Genomic DNA, 18,198 nt, shown 5'->3' on the forward strand with positions numbered 1-18,198 from the left:
TGCGCGGTTTAGCTCCCTCGGCGGAACACAGCAGTTGCGCCGCCTGCGGGCAAGGGCGGGCTGCCAGACGACCGGCGCTTATAAAAAGTGAGCGCAGCCAGAGGGTATCGCACGCAGCCTGGCGCCTCTCCTCCCCCACCGCCCAAAAGCAAAGCAGCCCCCGAAGAGGCTGCTTGCACTGAGTCGGCGGAGAGAAGCCCCTCCCCTACTTAACCGGCAGCTTGCCAGACTTACGCAGGTAGGCATCGTAGTGGCGGTGGGCCGCCTCCAGGTAGTTCTTGATGGTAGTCGGGGTGTCCGGACCCGGCGTGGCCAGCAGCAGGCTCATCTTAATCTCCTGCACCACGGATTTGGCGATTTGCACCGTATGCAGGGGCACTTCGGGCTCCGGGGTTGGTGCCGCGGCCGCGGCGGTCTTACGGCCCCGCGTGGAGGCACGCGCCCGAGCGGCTGTCGGTGGTCCTGGTTGCGAGACCGTGGGCTGCGGCGCCACAGCTGCGGGTTCAGGGGCAGGGGCCGCAACTACCGGCGCAGCTGTGGGCGTGGGGGGCGCAATGGGCTCTACCGGCGCCGGCGGCGTGGTGGCCGTGCGGGTGGCCTCCCCTCCCATTCCCGCCCGGGCCTGCTGGCGAGCCTCTTCGGGTACTTCAATGCGGCGCCGCGGCGTGATTTGTGGTTTCTCGAAGCCCATTACTTAGCGGAGGTTGAAGCGGTGGATACGGTGGTAGCCGCGGTAGAACGGCGGTCGGGCAAGCCCAGGCGCTCGATGAGTTCCTCGCACACGCGGCGGATTTCCTCGCTCGTGTCCTTGGAGCCGCCGGCGTAGCGCGACCAGGCCGGGTTAAGCAGGCTGTAAAGCGTCGAGGCCCGGGTGTAGGCCTTGCGGTGGCCCAGGTACGAGTTAAAGCGCGCCAGGCCCAGTCCATCGATGTAGTCGTCCATCTCTTTCTCCTCCCGCTGCCCCGCCACGCGCTTGGTGGGCAGGCCGTAGTACTGGAAGTCAATCTGGGCGTCGTCGGCGGCTTTCTTGATGGCCTCCAGGATGGTCATAAATTCGGCCGTGGAGGCCCGGTCCAGGTAATCCGACACCAGGGGCACTATTACCGCGTCGCAGGCCGTCAGGGCGTTGAACACATCGTCGCCGTCGGCGCGGCCGGGCACGTCGATGATGATGAGGTCGTAGTTGTGCTCGGGATTATCGATGAAGTCAAAAATCTGGCTCAGCTGCCAGGGGTACACGTCGTAGGGATACTGGGCGTCGGGGTTGACTTCGCGCAGCTTGGCGAAGTTGGCCGCGTCCACCTGCTCGCGGGTCTTGACAATGCTCTGCTGGTAGTCGCAGTCGAGGACGGCGATGCGCAAGCCGTACTCCGTTGCCAGCGGGGCAGCGAGCACCAGAGCCAGCGTGGATTTACCGGAGCCCCCCTTCTGGGTGGCAAAGCTGATAACCTTGGACATAGTGGGTGTGGGGTTGAGGCGTAGGTAGGTACCGGGGCAACGCGCCGGCAGGACAATAAACCAAAAGTAATAGAAAAGCAGAAAGCCAGAAGCGCAGAACAACACTTTTGCTGAAAAGCAGAAGTGTTTTTAAACAGAAAAGTATTTCTGCTTTTCTGTCGTCATGCGGTTCTGTCAAGTTGCAGAAAAGTCAAATAACAAAAAAACAGAATCACACAACAACAGAAAAACAGGTTTGCAGAAGTGTGTTTTTGCAGAACCGCAGCTAGATGGGGCGGGTAGCTAGTGAGTGCGTGAATTTAACAGAAATACAAAACAACAGAACAACAGATTTGCACAAAAGCAGAAAGCACGGAGCCGACGCGTAAGGGCACAACTGGTAGAAGTGTAGAACTACAGAAAAGCAGAATTGCGGCACAAGCGACCAGTTAGAGCTAGCAGGTGCCGTATATCAGCAACAGAAATGCAGAATTGCAGAACTGTTGATTTGAACCCAGCAGCTTAAAACCCGCGTCGGCGTGCCCTTGAGCTGCAATGCGGCATAATTGAATCAAAGCCAGCAACCAGCAATTAGCCAAATCAGGTGTTGGAGGAGCCTGGGTGCATAGTCTGTTGCAACGGGTTTGATTCAGAACCTAGATGGCAAATGAAAGCGAAGTGCCCCGGGAGCTAACACTAATGTTCAAAGCTCCGTACTAGCTTCTTACTAACTTATTGCTAACTGTATAATGGTCTTAGCAAGAAGAACAACTCAGGCGTAGAGCTAACGCGCTATTCCTGAGTTATTTATAAACCAGCAGAGCTGTTTTAGCGGGCCATCTGAATGTAAGTAATTGGTTTACAGATGTAAATGTGGGCCGCGAGCCTAACAACAACATACATGTCATGAGTACAGCGCTTCGCAAACGGGTTACCCTCGACAGCATTGCCTACCGCAAAGCCGACGCAGCTGCCGCGGAAGTCGGCGCCAGCCTGGGGACCTACACCAGTGCGGCCGTGGAGTACTTTGCCACCCGAGGGCTCGACCCCCGGGCCACGGAAGCACGCGAAGGGCAGCTCATCATGCAGCAGATAAAAAAGCTGGGTGACCGGGTCTTCGGCTTCATGCAGGAGCAGGAGCGCACGCTGCTCACGGCCATGCTGGAAGAAATGCTGCGTACCCGCATCACGCTGGAGCGGGTGCTGCGCATGAACGAAATCCTGGTGAGCAACCTGAACACGCAGCTGGAAACGCTCAGCGAAGCACAGCTGCAGCGGCAGCAGCAGGCACTCCAATTGCTGCGCCAGCGCAACGAAGAAGCGGTAGAAAGGCAGGTAAAAGAAGCGCTGCTGACCGCCAGCAAACAGGGCCCGGGAAAGCACGAGGCGCCAGTGGAAAGAAAAGTAAATCCGGGGCAATCGGGAGAAGAAGGAGCTACTTCCAGCGAACTTAAAGCAGGTTAAAAGGCCGATGTACGTCAAACTTATCAACCCCAAAACGCACGGCAAAGCGGCGTATACCAATACCGGCAGCTGCGCGCAAACACTGAATTATCTGCAGCACGAAGCGGTAGGGGAGGGGCAGGAAGCAACGTTTTTTAACGCCGACTCGGACGAGCTCGGCGCCGCGCAGCTGCTGCAACGCATCGACTCCAACGTGAAAGGACTGCGGGCCACGGAGGCCAAATTTTACTCGCTGGTGCTGAGTCCCAGCGAGCAGGAGCTGGCCCACATCGGCAACGACCCCGACAAGCTCAAGGCGTACACCCGGCAGGTCATGGGCCAGTACGCGCAGAACTTCCGGCTGCCCGGTGGCCGGCAGCTGGATAGCCAAAACCTGGTATGGGGCGCCATCCTCCACCAGGACCGCACCCACCGGGGAACGGACCCCGAGGTAGTGGCGGGCACTGCCAAGGCCGGCGCCAAGCGCGCGGGCCTGCAGACGCACGTGCACATCATCGTCAGCGCCCGCGACCGGGAGCAAAAGCTGACCCTCAACCCCGGCGGGCGCCGGCAGCGGTTTGACCTGATGCGCTGGCAAGCGGCGGCCGGCCGGCAGTTTGAGCAGCAGTTCGGCTACGAAGCCCAGGCGCACGAGAAGCTGCGGCCCCAGGCAGCCCGGCCACGCGACCCGGCCTACGATGCCGGCCGGCTGGATAAGATTGCCGGGCGCGTGGCCACCATCAACCAGTTGGTGCCCCGGGAGCAGCGCCTGGCGCCGGACCAGGTGCAGGCCATTGCCCAGGCCCGGCAGTTTGACAAGACGTTTTACCGGATGCTGCGCCGGGTGGAGGAGCGTGCTCGCGACGGCCGGCCCATCGACAACGCCCTGCAGCTGCTGCGCACCGGGCGGGAACAGGCCCCGGCCCCGCAGCGCCAGGCGGTGACGGCCCTGCACGCGGTCCAACACCTGGTGCGCAACGCCCAAGCTACCCGGGACGAGCGCACCGAGCAGGTAGCCGAGAAGCCCGGGCGCCGCAGCGCCGAGCTGGATATCGAGATGTAAGCCCCCTTTTTCCTACCCCCCATGCCACACCAACCACCCCGGCCTGCGGCCGCTTCCCAATCCGTCTTGCTCATCCTGGCTCTGCTGCTGGCGGGCCTGCTGGCCGGCGAGTGGTACGTGCTGCTGCACCCCGCGGAGCTGGCCGCGGCCCGCGCCGCGCAACACCAGGCCGCGCAGGCTCCTCGGCTGACGCCAGGGCAGCGCCTCGCGGCCCGGCTGGCCGTACTAAACCGGCAGCGGGCCGAAGCGCGGCGCACGCGGCTGCGGCGGCAAGCGGCGCCCGTGGTGGGCAAGCCGGCTGCCGAACTGGCCACCACCACGAGCCAGGCTGGCGACCAGGTAGTGCATACGGGCGGGGCGGCGGCCCTGCGCGTGGCCACCGCCGGGCAGGGATTTCAACAGAAGGTGCTGGTGAAGGCCGGTCGGTTCTACGACGCGGCCGGCGTGTACCTGCGGGGACTACTGCTGCTCGTAGCCCTGGCTCTGGTATTTCTGCAACCGGCACCGGCGCGCAAACCGGGGCAGGCCCGCCGCAAGCCGTTACGGCCCCAGGCCGTGCGTCTCGTGGTGGCCAGCTGCGCGGGCCTGGCCCTGCTCAGCGCCTACGTGCTGCTCGGCATCGCGTCGTACCCAGCCGGCTTTATCCGGGTGGGCTACCCCGTGACGGCGGCGTTGGTGCTGGCCAGCGGCTTTGTGGTGGGGCTGCTGCGGGCGCTGACCAAAAGCCCGGACTTTGGGCTGAGCGTGGAGCGCAAGAAGGTAGATACACCCGATGGGTTCAGCTTGCCCACGGAAGGGGGCGGTTGGGTGAACGTACCCAATCCCTACCGGGGCGTGCTGGTGTTGGGCGGCGCCGGCGCGGGCAAAACGTACTCCATCGGGGAGCCCGTGATTGAGCAGCTGGCGGCCAAGAATTTTGCCGGACTCATCTACGACTTCAAGTTCCCGGTGCTGGCGGAAACGGCGCAGAAGGCGCTGGAGCTGGCCGGGCGCCGGCCGGATGCGCCGCGGCGACTGCCCAACGGGGAGCCCGAGCCGGCGGTGGTGCTGCACGTCATCAACTTCCGCGACCTGACGCGCAGCGAGCGGGTCAACCCCTTGCGAGCCGCGGACATGCCGGTGGTGGCTTTTGCCGAGGAATACTCGCGGGCCATCATCAACAACCTAAACCCGGCCAGCATCCGCAAGATGGAGTTCTTCGACATCAGCGCGGTGGCTTACCTGACGGGCATTATCTGGTTTTACAAAAAGCACTTCCCGCGCTACTGCACCATTCCCCACGTGGTGGCCACGGCCATCCACAAGGACTTCAAGCACGTGCTCTCGATGCTGGAAACCGACCCCGAGTGCGCCGGCATGGTGCGCAGCATTGTGACGGCCGTGGAGCAGCGGGCTGAGAAGCAGGTAGCCGCCGTGGTGGGCACGCTGCAGGTGATACTGAACCGCATCAACTCCCCGGAAATCGTGTGGGTGCTCACGCCCGACGAGGCGAAAGGGGAGGGGTTCTCGCTGAACCTGAACGACCCCCAGCAGCCGGCATTGCTCTGCATCGGCAACGACCCCACGCTAAAGGAAACCTTTTCGCCGGTGGTCAGCTGCATCATCACCGTGGCCATCAAGCTCATGAACCAGCAGCACAAGCACCGCAGCTATGTGTTCCTCGACGAGGCCGCCACGGTGTACGTGCCGGGGCTGGAACTGCTGCCCGCCACGGCCCGCAGCAACAAGGTGGCCACCATCTACATGACCCAGGATTTGGCGCAGATGACCGACGCCTATGGGCCTGAAAAGATGAAGGTTATGGTCTCCAACCTCAACAACCAGTTTTTCGGTAAGGTCAACTCCCTCGACACGGCCAAGTTCATTTCCGAGCTCGTGGGCCGGGAGGACAAGCAGATGCACAGCACCAGCACCGGCAAGAGCCAGGGCGGGGCTGGCAGCCGCGGCAGCCACAGTTCCAACCTGAGCACCAGCTACCAGGAGCGCAACCTGGTGCGGGTGCAGGACGCCATCAGCCTGCAGCAGGGCGAGTTTATCGGGCAGACCGTGGAAACCGAGCGCACCTTCTTCCAGGGTATCATCTCCCGGGCCGATGCCACCCCGGAGCGTTTCCCGCTGCACCCGGTGGCCACGTTCGGCGACAGCGAAGAAGATAGCGCCGCCACGCTCACGGTGGTGGTTCAGGAGAACTACCGGCGCGTCAGCCAGCAGGTCCGAGAAACCCTGGCCCTGCACGCAAATACCTTAGCAGGAGCCACCAAGAACGAGGTCGAATAGCCTCGAAAACCCAGCAGAAAGGGACGTTAAGCCACTTTTTGCTGTTAAGTAAGTACCCAACACCTAGACTTCCATTCCGATGATGAAGAGCTTTTTTACGCCGGCCCCGGCCGGCCTGGACCCCGAGCAGCTCGCGGCCCGCCAGGAGCGGGAGCGCGGCGCCAACAACTCCATTGCCATCCTGATGAGCAACGGCCCGGCGCCGAGCCCGGAGAGCGTGGCCATCATGCAGCGCTACGTGGACGGCGAACTGAGCATCGACGAGGCCATTGAACTCAACGACGCGCTGCTGCTGGCGCGCTACCAGCCGGGCGCTTCCCCGGCCAGCCCCGAGGACCAAGCCGCGCGCTGATGGTAGCCGGCGACCGATTCAGCGACGAAAACGGAGTACGGATAAACCGGCTGGGCATTACCGACCCCCAGCAGCTGGCCCAGGCCGAAACCGACTCCTCGCTGCTGCGCCTGCAGCGGCTCAACCTGCAGGGCGGCATCCCCGGCGGGCGCTACGACCACGCCCACCTTAAGCAGGTGCACCAGAAGCTGTTTGAGGGCGTCTACCAGTGGGCCGGCGAAACCCGGGCCGACCGCGAGTTTCAGGGCCACAAGCCCACGTACGTCACCGGCTTCAAGGAAACGATGACCTACGCGCCCTACAAAGAGATTGAGCAGCGGCTGAATGCCATCGGCGCGCAGCTGGGCCAGGAGAACTACCTGAAGGGACTGTCGGAGGAAAAATTTGCCGAGCGCGCGGCCTACTACCTCGACCAGTACAACCACACCCACGCCTTTCGGGACGGCAACGGCCGCACGCTGCAGGCCACGTTTGTGCAGCTGGGCCAGGAGGCCGGCTACCAAGTCGACTTCGCTCGCATCGACCCGGCCACGCTCAACCGAGCCCGCGACCTGGCCATCGTGCGCCCTCACGCACCCGAAGAGGCAGCGAAGAACCTGCAGGCATTGAAAGCCATGTTTGAGCAGGTCATCAGCCCGGCGCCAGGCCTCGAAGCCGAACTGCGGCGCGACCCCAGCCAGGCGCGTCCCCTGGCCGCGTTGTCCCCGGAGATGAAAGCCATGGACGCTCGGCGCGAACTGGAAGTGACCGGCTACCGGGTGATGGACATCGTGGCCAACATGCCCGGCGCCGGCAATTACGAGAAGGGCGTGGCGGTAGGGAAGGGGGTAGAGGCAACGAACTTAAACCCCGCGGCAATTCAGAGCCACTTAAAGCAGTTTCAGCAGGCGGCGGAGAAGATTATCAAGCATCCCGCGTTGCAGGGTCCAGATGCGCGGCAGGACCAGACGGATGCCAGACGGTTTCGAGTAGCGGCGGAGAAGGTTCAGACGTTGGCGGTGGCAAAAGAGGCAGAAGCGAAGACTCCGCTGCCTATGACTCACGAGGAGGCTCAGGCTGTTTTCAAGCAAGCCGCTAAGCATGTTGCTCAAGCCCTGCGCGAGCACGGGAAGGGGCTCGACGCGGCCCGGCTGCAGGAAGTTGCCCGTCACGTAGAACGTACGCCTTTCATTGGGGGCCTAAATCGAGTGAATGTAGGCAAGGCCATCGATGCTGCAGAGCAGATTCCGGCTCTGAGAGGTAGCAGCGAAGTGGTCGACCTGAAAAGTGCGCTAAGCGTTATGGAGAAAGCACATCTGGTACAGGAACGTAGTCCAGCCAATATACCTAATCGTAATGCCGGAGGGATTGAGCGATGAAATCTGGTTCTGAAGAGCGAAGAACCCTAGCTAAAACTTATCTTATACTCCCGCTCAAAACCAGTCATTGTACGCTCATCATAGCTATTTATCCAATTGAGTTGCCCACCTTCCTGGACCTCTTTGGCGCGTCCTGTGCTGTGACTGAATGTTCCCGTTGAATAGCCCTTTTCCCCGAAGGGGCTAGCCAGCACAACCATTTCCTTGGCCTCTTTTAACCGGAAAACTCTATCGAACACATTTGCCTTAATGGCGATATTATCAAAGGACAATCGTTGTTGTACACTCGGGTAGATAATAGCTTCACCTCCAATCTCGCTTCCCATTATCTTGCCCGCAAAAAAGGCACTGAACAGGTAGTTAAGGTGGGAACCCGGCCGAACCAGCCGGGAGAAGGCATCGGCTAAGAATTCCACTTGGAGCGTAAAAAGCTCCCGTAAGTGAGGGGGGAATTGTCGCACTTGCTGCTCGAAGGCTTCACGTATCTCCCAAGTGCCTATGTTGATGCTGTCAGGTGGCTGATGTCCTATGATGCTAAAACAGCGCATGGGAGTGCTTTCTGTGTTTTCCCAGTGGCTGACTGTAATCAAATCGCCTTCCTCAGGTTTGAGCTCACTCAGAATGGTTAAGTAGTTAAACCCTGCATAGAGGACACTGCTTCTTTGAATGTTACACCGTCCGTATTTAGCAACTTTGTCGGCGGGGGGGTATTTGATTAAGCCAATATTTTGTAGGCGGCTATTGCTGCCAATGACCCGGCGATTAACCGTGACCCGCTGAATCTCGGTTATCACCTCGGGTCTTTCCAGCGCAAAAAACGTGGAGAATACATTATCCATGAGGGACAGCAAGCCCTGCTCCCAGGCAGGCGTCACATCCCCCGCGAGGTGGGTCCGCAAAACGTCAAGAAAAGCTTTTTTCTCAGCAAGTTGGGCGAAGGTAATATCTTGCATGCAGGTAGGAGAAAGAGCGTTTTGAGAGGGAGTAAAGCGTGAGCAGGTATGAAGGCGTTATTGTGCCGAGCCCAGCAACCTAGTTCAAAGATGCAGGGCTTTCGCGTACTTACCTATCTATCACCTTTCCCATGAGCTTTCCCTACCCTTGCCTCCTCCGTCCTATTTCAGCAGAGCTTCTGACAATCTCAGGTCAGGTAGTGGAGGTTCCCAAGGCCGAATTACAGCTTCGTCGGTGGCAAGGAGCCCCCTTGGCCGATACGTTTGGTGGTAAACCAGCCATCGATTTTGGGGGACGGCCCGTTTTTGCGGAGTTATGTGTATATGAGTTACTGCGACTCTCCGGCTGGCAGGCCCGTTGGGTGGAGACCTATGGTGCTGGGGCAATGAACCCGAAATACTTCACCAGCTGGGCCGACGCCGGGCTGGCCGGCCAAAAGCATGAGCCTATTCCGAATTCGGACATGCAGGCGTTACTCCAGCAGATTGCACACGCTAATGGTAACAGCTATGCCGGGTGTTGGGATATCGTCGGCTGGGCTGGCCCTGATGTGTTGTTTGCGGAACTGAAGCGCCGCAAAAAGGACCGATTGCGCCCTACACAGCCCCGCTGGTTAGCGGCGGCATTACAAGTGGGATTGCAGCCGACAAATTTTCTGCTGGTTGAATGGGATTTTGCTCCTGAGTAACACCAACGTTACCAGATGGCACAGACCTTATCCTAGCACCCTGCTCAATTGACTGAAACGAGGGGTTGTCCCAACCCAGTTATAGCAGAGTACCTGCACCTGCCATTTCTTTAATTGTTCTGCTATTTCAGCAGGAAGCTTTTCAGGTAATACCAGGACCAACTTAGCCGTGCGAGCAGCTGAACTGTAAAGCAGGAGTTGTCCCAGGCCCGTACAGATAGTCTGAGTTGTCACGCTGGTTTTTACCTCGAAGAGCACCAGCAGGTCACGGCCTTCCATCAGCATTAAGTCCCGATGACGGTCATTGCGTACTGTCCAACCGCGTGAAGCAGCTAAGCCACCTAGGCGTTGGGCCAACTCGTTAACCACGAGGCCATGCGTAAAATCCATGGACCCTGCGCTCGAACGCGTTGTAGCGCCAGACTTCTCCTGAGCAAAAATGCGGTTATCTATCTGCAGCAAGGAGGAAGCAATACCTGTTAAGCCTGTGTTTGCCCCGGCTTCCTTTACCCGCTGAACTTCCTGAACAAAAGTGGCCAATTGTTGACCAAAGAATTTCGAGCGCAACTGGCCGACTATGAAGCATTCGGTTTGCTCGCCATTCTCTTCGTGCAACCAGACCTTCTCGCTGCGGCACTCGTTGAGCATAAGGCCGCGCCCAACGCCCGCCTTGCCCCCACCGATGTGGCCGCGATGTAATACGATAGGGCTGTTTTCTTCATCCAATGCGAAGACAGCTCCCACGCGCCTTGGCCGGTGACTGTAATCCTGAAAGTTGATTTGGACAACCATGGACGGGCTTTTGCCCACGCCAAATGCGTTCCATTGCAGGTGGCCAGGACTCGTCCAAATATTAAGTTTAGGCGAAAAGTTGGCATCAGTAGCGGCCGTACCGCCCCGATGGCCAATGGTGAAGTCTGGTCGGTGTTCTGGAAAAATGGTATTGCTGTCGAGCAGCGCCCGAAATTCGGTGTACAGTTTCTTTACCTGCTTTGGGTCGCTGACAAGGGTGAGCATAGGGAGGTCGCTGCTCCTAGATTAATTGGTTACACCTCAACACGATTCGAATCTCAGCTGCCGCGGCCTCGGCCGCTCCCTTACGTCGACTCATCCACTCAGCATATAGGGAATGGCGGCATTCAGTAGGAATAGGCAAGCGGTATAGGTGGAGATACAGGAAAACCATGTCATACCAGTAGTCGGTATGAGCTTCAGGAGGGTAACCCCAGTGGTGAAAGCTGCGGTGTAGATAGCTGTTGACTGCAAAGTTATCGTTGGCCCGTAGGTACAGTTTTGAAGAGGCCTTCAAGTGCTGGACCTTTTTGCCCATCTCTGCGTGGAGACCGGCATCATCTAAGCTCGGCCAAGATTTTTGGGCGTATGCATACCAATTAAAAGCATGGCCCAGATTAATGATGGTTTGTGTCGTTTCAAGACTCAGCCCTGTATTCATAGTTGATATAAAACTAGAATTACTCGGCAGCGCGAATTGTGCTACCTCCATGCTGGGTAACGCGAGGCCTAGTTACAATCTTAATAGGCTGTTGTGTTACAAGCTTATTCGTCGCTTTCGTTGCCCATAGGAACGCTTCACCGGGACCAAGCTGCGAGAGGTCGGCAGGAGTCAGTTTGTCAAACTGAACAATGGACTTTTGCACATGCTTAAGCCATTGTGGCGAGTTGAACCGGTGGATAAGCACCGCTGTGCTCAGTTCGATGATGGCATTAGGCAAGCTCGGTGGGTCTTGGCTGGCTATTAACAGGCTTACGCCTTTATGCCGCATTTCCCGGATAGCCGTTACAATACTGCCAGTCAACTCTTGGTTGCCCATGTACTTATGGGCTTCATCAAATACAATGAATTTGTTGAAGGGCTGTCCATCAGGCAAGCGGGCATTCGCGAAGATGTTAAGCATGATGACGAACAGGCCTAGCGCATCATCCTGGTCCAAGAACTCATCGCGTAAATCCACTACGAGCAACCGACCAGGGGCCATTAGCTGACCTAATCGCACGGAATCATCTAAGTACTCTGCCGCGAGGGTTAAGCGGGACAATGCTAACTCGCGTTGCGAGGTGTTCAATAAGGCAGAATTCTGGATAGCATTGCGTAGTCCAATCAATGTCAGGTTCCCCCGCAAATCACGCATTATGCTGTTTAGGTGCTTCATGTACAACGCTTGGCTACCAACTGCACCCATCAGGAAGCGCCAATCTTGAATGCTCAGTTCAGCTGAGGACAAGGCTAGTGGCTCTACTCGCAAGTCAGGATACTCTGCTTGGCGCTCCGCGAGCTTCGCTTTTGGCACCACCAACACAACATCATCGATTCCCTGAGGACGGGCATCATACCACTCTCGCAAGCGGCTTACCTCGCCCGGCCGGCGGTTAGGCGAAGTCATTGAAGTAAACTCAGGTTTGTAGTCCTGACTTTCGCTGTAATGAAAAATCACACCAGCTAGGGGTTTTGGTAACGCATTTACGTGCGGTATAGACTGCAATACCATCTCCGTAATAGTGCCAATGGAATAGCTTTTGCCAGCTCCTTGGACACCAAACAAGCTGATGGTCTGCGTCCCATTTAAGTCCAGCGCCACACCCTGGCCATGCATCGTTCGTCCAAGCATGCCATACTGCGATGAAGCCTCGTTTTCACCTACATAAATGTTGTAAGCAGGAGACGCATTTTCCGAAAGGGGAGTGCTCTCATCATTAGGCAAAACAGCATTTGACTCAGGATGCGTTGCAGTTTCATTAGCGACTGCATCCAATGGCCTGCTTGAGGCTGAATCGGTTGGCTCGGAAGAAGGGATGGTCGTATCTGTTGCCTGTCCTTCCTGTTGAGAAACATCAGTTGCTGATGTGGGCTTATTCTGCGGATTGCTATCTGCGGTGAGGGGTCTATCGTTATTGCTTATGATGGCAATGGTGTCCGAAGCCGGTGAAGGATTGGGGAATGGAGTAGCAGCTATTTCGGTTGGCCTACGGCGAGTAAGGTCTGTGCGTAGTCGATGCCATTCTGGAGTAGGACGGCGGGTATTGAAAGTAGATTCAGGGTCCAACAAGGCTTCTATTCCTGGACGTCCGATGCGATAATAGACAGTATCCCCATATTCATCACGCTGGACTTTTACCGGATTGTCAAGATTGAAAACAATGCCTCGACGGGTAAACTCCATCTGATAAGGCATACTAGTTAGCTGCGTCAGAAATAGCCTCAGACGTTCGGGTTCACCTTCCGTCAGCAAGCCATACCGGGCAGCACGCTCCGCATAGAACTGCAACAATTCACTTAGCTCACGGCTGCGTAAAGGTTGGTCGAAGCGGGTGTGATTAGCGAAATGTTCAAAGTCGAACCGTTGCCTTAAGTGCGAAATAGTATTCGTCAACTGGTCGCTTATCTGTTCATACAAATGGCTCCACTCTCCGGTGCTCAACTCAGCCGTCCTAACCTTTATTTCCACCACCTGTACGTGGATAGTATTGGTTGTTGGGTCAACATCTATCAACAGGAGGTCCGCCCGGCTTTGACTTGTGTTTTCCTCATTTGCCTTGAAAAAGTGCTGATGAAGGTCAATAGGAATGATGAACTGGTAGTTCAGCAGGCCTTGTTTCTCCAATAGTCGTTTTGCTAGTGCAATACCTGCGTATTCAAGCACTTTAGCTTGGTGGGGCTGGTTGCTAAGCTTCATCACCAGCGAGCCACTGACAGTACGCAAGTCGTTAAGTACTGCCTGGGTCAATGAGGCCAGTGGAGCAGGCGCAATTGTCCCTGTAAGCACCTGCATAACGGGTGATAGCAGATGAACGAGTTCAGCACCTGGCTTGCTGGTCAGGAAAGTGGAGACACCTAAGAACTGTTGGCCTGGTAGGTAATCTAGCAGAAACGGGACTTGGCCTTCCTCCACGGGTAGGTCAAATAACTCTGGACCTAAGTGGCGGTCGAAGGTGACAACCCAATCGGAATAGGTGTGAATCTTATCAATCAGAACACTCTCGGGGCCACCCAATCTCAACTCGGTAGCCGGAAGGGAGGCAGTGGGTTTACCTGCCAAGCACGTCGCCGTAAATTCGCTGAGGTAGCCAAAGGCTTGGTGCAATACTTCTCCCACTGCCCCTGCACTAGCCTCTGGCCTGTTGCCCGGCGTAATGTAGCGCGTCCAAGTGTACGTGTCTGGTGACTGCGTAGCGCGAAAATCAACGTGTGGCTCTATTATCAAGCCATCCAGGTGAAATGATGAGGCGATTTGAGAAGGAACCTGTATGCGTGGTGTTAGTGGGAATGGATTGATAACGAAGCTCAGATGAGCGTCGGCTACGGCGGAGGTACGTCCGAACTCTTCAGTTGAATTAATGCTTAGCCGGAGCTTGGGGAATAAACGGTTGCGCGCTGGCTGGGCAAAGGTTTCAGCTTCCTCCGTTAAGGTCGTAGCGGGATTTAGCAATCGGTTGAATGCCTCTCCTTCTTGGACTAGCGAACGATGCGAGGTAAATAGCCGGATTTCGTACCGCACCGATTTGAAAGGTGCATACTGTTCCAGTTTCACTAAAACATCGTTAAATACCTGCCCCTCGCCCGGATTGAAAATGTTAATCGTTAGCTGCTCAGTGTAAGGATGCAGCTTGAGGTAGTTCTTGATGTGATGGATTACTACATCGGCATCAACGTCATTTTCGATAACACTGCTAGTACCTCGTAGGTCGAGCACATGCTGTAAATACTGCACAAGCGAACGGCTAGAACCTGCTGCCGACAAAGTTGTATCGTTGCCACCAATAGCAGTTCGAGTAAAGACGCCCCAGCCGAAACATAATTCGCCAGCATACTCATAAGGCTGCACCTCCGAATCCTTCACCAGCAATGGGTGATTGGTGGGCTGCAGCTTGCCGAAGAATAGGCGCTCTATGTCATCAGACCAGTGCGGTAGCTGTTGGTCCAGCTGGTCACGGGTCATTTCTTCCCAGCGTTCAAACAAGTTGAGCAGTGAAAGCTGCCAGCCTAAGCGTAAAGGGTGTATGGGAGGCACCAACAACGCAGCGTAGCGCTCCTGGGTATCGGGTAGCTTGCCGCCTAGCGAGACCATATCCAGCTGCTGCACGGCCACCAATAGTTCCTGCAGATTAGCTCTGCTCAACTCTGTCAAAGTAGGCCAGCGTTCCTGCTCATGCTTGAGGCTAGCTAGCAAATCGGTATAAGCCTGCACGTAAGCCGTTGCGGCTTCCCGATGTTGAGCCAGGTCAAATGTTTCGAAGATGCCGTTTTTAGTAGCAACACTTTCACTTACCAGCGCAAAGAATTCGCGGCGAGCTGAAAGGAACGGGAGTGCCCCAGCATAATCATTCAATGCACTGGTTTCAGGTGTCAGTGCATCGGCAGCCAGCGGTTGGCCTGCTACTGGAGCTTCCACCATCAACCGTCCCAGCCCAGCTGGGTACTGTAGCAAATGCTGCTGGAGCAACCGCAGCTTCGATGAAACGGCCAGTTGAAAGCTATAAGGCGAGTCCTTGTATTTGATTTGAAAGTTTGAGGCTGTCTGTTTCTCTGGCTCATTGAGCCAACGCCATTCGTCTTCGTCGGGAACAAGACGTCGCGCACTAGGCTCCTGCTTGCGAAGGAGCAAGTCAAGGCGGTAGCGGAAATAGCTCTGCAGCACGCTGGAGACCTTCTCCCGACGAGAAGTTTCTACTTCGGTTCCCCCCTCTATCTGCTCGGCTTCAAAGTAGAAAATCTCTGTGTCCGAAGTCCAGCGGCCTCTTATTTCATGCCGATTGGCAGCGTCGCCTTGCTGTTCCTGCACTCGTTTCCACTCGGCCTGCGCCTCAGAATCCCGGAAGTCATCGTTTGTATTGAGGACGTTGCCGCGGGTATCAAGAGCAAAGACGCGTAAGAAATACTCACCGGGCTCCAGCAAGTTGGCATCAAACTTCATCTCACGGGTACGGCTCTTACCCTGTGTTCCCCCGCTGACCCAGCGGTCGAACTGCGGAATGGCACAAGCATAATTACCTGCCCCCACCACCTGCATCAAGTCAGCCTGGAAATGGGCTAAGTCTGCAATGTTCGTCGGCTTAGGGTCGGTGCTAAGCTTTACTTTGACTTTCACCGGGGTGGCCAGGTTGCCAACTAGTTCCAGTTTGCCTTCTTCATCCCGTTTGAGGACGGTGCTAGGGTAGCCCTTTATCTCCTCAATAGTTAGTTTGGGTGGCTGGCTGTGGTGTAGCTCCGCGATAGGCCAGTTTTCGAAGTATAGCTGAGGATACTGCTCTGCAATCAGGGTAGTCAGGGCGGCCTGCGACTTCGCTAAACTGTTGTTGCGCAATAGGTGAGCCAGTTCCAGCTGCAGAGTATTAGGATTGGCTGGAATGGGGAGAGATGCAAGCCGTTCGTAAACCCCCTTATTGAATTCGCACAGTGTATTGATGCACTGTTGGTTGTAATTGAGGCGAGCTGGAATTTTAGCTACGTTACTCAACAAGTCACCATCAGGAATAAGGTCAAGCAAGTGCAACGCATGGCCAGTGCGCTGGGCATTGGTCGGGTCTTCGAGTACTCGGAGCAAAAACTTGTTTCGCTTCTCTACACTAATACCGCTTTCCATGAACTTGAACACAGCTGCGAACGGCCCCTCTGTCAGGTGCTGGGCTACCGCCTGTTCGCGCAGCCGCTGATTGATGCGTTGTTCGATGTCGCTCAAATCAAGCTCCGAGAATGTCGCGTTACCAAGCGAGTCTTCGGCAGCTGTGCGTAGTGTAGCCGGGCAAAGGACCAGAAGAGGAGCCGCTTCGAGGTTACGCCGCTCAATAAGCTTCGTAGCCTGAATGTAGCGCGATTCTCCCGCTGGTGGGCTTTGGCTCAAAATGTAGCATTCCAGCTTTGGCGCAGCTTGCGTAAACCGTTCCCAAAGCACTTCCAGCACCTGGTCGGCCACACCACCCAGCTTCATGCAGTGGCCGTTGGGAGCACTAAGCAGCAGCGGCGTGAATTTTTGCTCAATAGCATCAATAACGTTATCGACGTAGGACATCAGGCAGGTTGCGAATTGAGCGTATAGCGGGGACGAATTTTTTGAAGCAGGTAAGCGTCGCTCAGTTGCGTGTAGAAGCCTATTTGCCGGAGTTTGTACTTAAGGGCTTCCACGTTCTGGCTGAATGCCTGATGAGTGCGCAGGTCGGAGTCCTGAAAGCGGGGCAGGCTCAGGCCATTGATGACAAGCCCGTAGCGCTGATGTAGATGCTCTGTGAATTCTTCGATGGAAACCGCCGTGCTGTAGTAAGTGTCGGCAGCATCATCGGCGCGCAGAACGCTGATTTGGACCAGCGCCTCAAGCAGCCGGGTACCCAGCACGAAGCGACGTTTGTGGCGCCGGCTTTTGCCTTGGGCCAGCATGCCGTTTTCCGTGTTCTTTAGCAAAAGCGAATCCAGCAGGTTCGTATGGTAAAGCTGATGGAAAGCGCCGCGCACGTACAAGAACACGGCCATGTAGCGGTTTATGTCGTCCGTTTCCAAAGCCACCAGGTCATCCAGTGTCTTGTGAAGTTCGGGCGGAGTGCCTTTGTACACTTCGTTTAGTTGCTGACGGCAATGCGCCATAAAACCAGGCTCCTGCTCACTGATAGCAGTTACTGCCCGTTTCAGTCGCTCGGCAGCAGGTAGGTCACGGGCGTCAAAAGGCAGGGCAGCCAAGCTGTTGTTGATGGCAAATACTGCGCGTATGTAATCGGGAAGGCTATTGTAGAACTGGGTGGCATCTTCCATCGCCAACTGGCCAGCTGCACTATCAGGCTCTTCCGTCACATCTAGCACAATATCAAGTGGGCGCTCAGGTGGGAGAGCACCAGTACTCACCAGTTCTGGCACGTAGCGGATAAGACGCAGCAGATATAAGCTGAGGTGAAACCCAGTCAGCGTTTTTAGATAGTCCAGTAGCACGTGCCGAGGGATTACACCCCGGTATTGCAACAGTCGATGCACATCATCGCAGTAGATGGTTGCTTCTTCGGGCAGAAGAGGACCTATTTTATCGAAGACTGGTTTGGCGTCGCCCGTGGCATCAGGCTGGGATTTCTGCACGACATCAATCATGCGGAGCAAACCCAGCGAGTCAATATCAAGCAGCTGGCTAGGACTTACGGTGCTAGATGTTTTATCCCAACCTTCACTCAGGTAGTTCTGCAACTCCTCGCGAACCGCTGGCCGCACTGACAGCATCGAGTAAACCTGGTCAGCTGAGTTGTAGTCGCGAGTGTTCTTCTGGTTGCGGATTCGGTAGCTAAAGAGGTGGATAGGCTTTAGAGATGTGAAAGTCTCTTTGTCAGGGCCTTGCCCCCGGTAAACCATGTCCATTAGGTTGGCCCGTAGCCAGCCGCGCACTGCCAGCGGGTTCTCGCGGATGCCACTGGCTTGGCCTGCTGCTTCCATGTCGGCAAATACCTGCATCAACTCCTTTTCTCCCACTTGCTTATTGGCCTGGCTCACCCGGCTTCTGGTGCGCCCGCCGTTGTGTTTAAGCAGCACATACAAGTTTACCAGCGTACGGTCCAGATTAATTTGCTTCGCATCAATGAAGAATATCTGCTCGTTGCGAAACGGCAGCTTGGGCATCTTAATAGCCATAGAGCGGGCAAA

General features: G+C 56.5%; 13 protein-coding genes. 6 read left to right on the forward strand and 7 right to left on the reverse strand.

Annotation, left to right across the window (positions count from 1 at the left end; all coding sequences use genetic code 11):
- Positions 1-205: 205 nt before the first annotated feature.
- Entirely contained in the window at positions 206-691 is a 486-nt protein-coding gene (locus OIS50_RS20260) for a hypothetical protein (protein ID WP_183405404.1), read from the reverse strand.
- Positions 691-1,458 carry a ParA family protein gene (locus tag OIS50_RS20265; RefSeq protein WP_123823395.1) on the reverse strand — a complete coding sequence of 256 codons (768 nt, stop codon included), beginning with the start codon at positions 1,456-1,458 and terminating at the stop codon, positions 691-693. The genes OIS50_RS20260 and OIS50_RS20265 overlap by 1 nt, the downstream gene beginning before the upstream one ends.
- An 885-nt stretch (positions 1,459-2,343) precedes the next feature.
- Between OIS50_RS20265 and OIS50_RS20270 the strand changes: the two genes are divergently transcribed.
- The 5 genes from OIS50_RS20270 (at position 2,344) to OIS50_RS20290 (ending at position 7,930) form a co-directional block, all read left to right on the forward strand.
- Positions 2,344-2,901, forward strand: a complete 558-nt coding sequence (locus OIS50_RS20270) for a BfmA/BtgA family mobilization protein (protein WP_264694794.1) — start codon at positions 2,344-2,346, stop codon at positions 2,899-2,901.
- A 7-nt stretch (positions 2,902-2,908) separates the two neighbouring features.
- Positions 2,909-3,943, forward strand: a complete 1,035-nt coding sequence (locus tag OIS50_RS20275; RefSeq protein WP_183405406.1) for a DUF5712 family protein — start codon at positions 2,909-2,911, stop codon at positions 3,941-3,943.
- Between the two features lie 66 nt (positions 3,944-4,009).
- A complete protein-coding gene (locus OIS50_RS20280) occupies positions 4,010-6,220 on the forward strand; it encodes a type IV secretory system conjugative DNA transfer family protein (RefSeq protein ID WP_264694797.1) in 2,211 nt (736 codons plus the stop codon).
- Between the two features lie 79 nt (positions 6,221-6,299).
- Positions 6,300-6,572, forward strand: a complete 273-nt coding sequence (locus tag OIS50_RS20285) for an antitoxin VbhA family protein (RefSeq protein WP_264694799.1) — start codon at positions 6,300-6,302, stop codon at positions 6,570-6,572.
- A complete protein-coding gene (locus tag OIS50_RS20290) occupies positions 6,572-7,930 on the forward strand; it encodes a Fic/DOC family protein (protein ID WP_264694801.1) in 1,359 nt (452 codons plus the stop codon). The genes OIS50_RS20285 and OIS50_RS20290 overlap by 1 nt, the downstream gene beginning before the upstream one ends.
- Before the next feature lie 26 nt (positions 7,931-7,956).
- On the opposite strand, the gene OIS50_RS20295 is transcribed toward OIS50_RS20290, so the two are convergent.
- Positions 7,957-8,883 (reverse strand): hypothetical protein, encoded by a 927-nt coding sequence (locus OIS50_RS20295; RefSeq protein ID WP_264694803.1) that lies wholly within the window; start codon positions 8,881-8,883, stop codon positions 7,957-7,959.
- A 131-nt stretch (positions 8,884-9,014) separates the two neighbouring features.
- Between OIS50_RS20295 and OIS50_RS20300 the strand changes: the two genes are divergently transcribed.
- Positions 9,015-9,572 carry a hypothetical protein gene (locus OIS50_RS20300; RefSeq protein ID WP_264694805.1) on the forward strand — a complete coding sequence of 186 codons (558 nt, stop codon included), beginning with the start codon at positions 9,015-9,017 and terminating at the stop codon, positions 9,570-9,572.
- 27 nt (positions 9,573-9,599) lie between these two features.
- Here OIS50_RS20300 and OIS50_RS20305 read toward each other — a convergent pair whose 3' ends face one another.
- Genes OIS50_RS20305 through mads7 form a run of 4 tightly spaced genes read right to left on the reverse strand, consistent with a single transcriptional unit; the run spans position 9,600 to position 18,186 of the window.
- Positions 9,600-10,589, reverse strand: a complete 990-nt coding sequence (locus tag OIS50_RS20305) for a hypothetical protein (protein WP_264694807.1) — start codon at positions 10,587-10,589, stop codon at positions 9,600-9,602.
- A gap of 16 nt (positions 10,590-10,605) precedes the next feature.
- Positions 10,606-11,025: a hypothetical protein gene (locus OIS50_RS20310; protein ID WP_264694809.1), complete on the reverse strand. Its 420-nt coding sequence runs from the start codon at positions 11,023-11,025 to the stop codon at positions 10,606-10,608.
- Between the two features lie 19 nt (positions 11,026-11,044).
- Positions 11,045-16,597, reverse strand: a complete 5,553-nt coding sequence (locus tag OIS50_RS20315; RefSeq protein ID WP_264694812.1) for an ATP-binding protein — start codon at positions 16,595-16,597, stop codon at positions 11,045-11,047.
- The gene (gene mads7, locus OIS50_RS20320; RefSeq protein ID WP_264694814.1) at positions 16,597-18,186 is read right to left on the reverse strand and encodes a methylation-associated defense system protein MAD7; all 1,590 of its coding nucleotides are present in this window, start codon (positions 18,184-18,186) and stop codon (positions 16,597-16,599) included. Before mads7 ends, OIS50_RS20315 begins: the two co-directional genes overlap by 1 nt.
- Between the last annotated feature and the right edge of the window lie 12 nt (positions 18,187-18,198).

The organism is Hymenobacter sp. YIM 151858-1 (assembly GCF_025979705.1).
Taxonomy (GTDB): domain Bacteria; phylum Bacteroidota; class Bacteroidia; order Cytophagales; family Hymenobacteraceae; genus Solirubrum.

Excerpts from the sequence above, each read along its gene's own strand:
- OIS50_RS20305 (WP_264694807.1), bottom strand. The coding sequence starts at position 10,589 with ATGCTCACCCTTGTCAGCGACCCAAAGCAGGTAAAGAAACTGTACACC.
- OIS50_RS20315 (WP_264694812.1), bottom strand. The coding sequence starts at position 16,597 with ATGTCCTACGTCGATAACGTTATTGATGCTATTGAGCAAAAATTCACG.
- OIS50_RS20290 (WP_264694801.1), top strand. The coding sequence starts at position 6,572 with ATGGTAGCCGGCGACCGATTCAGCGACGAAAACGGAGTACGGATAAAC.
- OIS50_RS20260 (WP_183405404.1), bottom strand. The coding sequence starts at position 691 with ATGGGCTTCGAGAAACCACAAATCACGCCGCGGCGCCGCATTGAAGTA.
- mads7 (WP_264694814.1), bottom strand. The coding sequence starts at position 18,186 with ATGGCTATTAAGATGCCCAAGCTGCCGTTTCGCAACGAGCAGATATTC.
- OIS50_RS20310 (WP_264694809.1), bottom strand. The coding sequence starts at position 11,025 with ATGAATACAGGGCTGAGTCTTGAAACGACACAAACCATCATTAATCTG.
- OIS50_RS20295 (WP_264694803.1), bottom strand. The coding sequence starts at position 8,883 with ATGCAAGATATTACCTTCGCCCAACTTGCTGAGAAAAAAGCTTTTCTT.
- OIS50_RS20285 (WP_264694799.1), top strand. The coding sequence starts at position 6,300 with ATGATGAAGAGCTTTTTTACGCCGGCCCCGGCCGGCCTGGACCCCGAG.
- OIS50_RS20300 (WP_264694805.1), top strand. The coding sequence starts at position 9,015 with ATGAGCTTTCCCTACCCTTGCCTCCTCCGTCCTATTTCAGCAGAGCTT.
- OIS50_RS20270 (WP_264694794.1), top strand. The coding sequence starts at position 2,344 with ATGAGTACAGCGCTTCGCAAACGGGTTACCCTCGACAGCATTGCCTAC.
- OIS50_RS20265 (WP_123823395.1), bottom strand. The coding sequence starts at position 1,458 with ATGTCCAAGGTTATCAGCTTTGCCACCCAGAAGGGGGGCTCCGGTAAA.
- OIS50_RS20275 (WP_183405406.1), top strand. The coding sequence starts at position 2,909 with ATGTACGTCAAACTTATCAACCCCAAAACGCACGGCAAAGCGGCGTAT.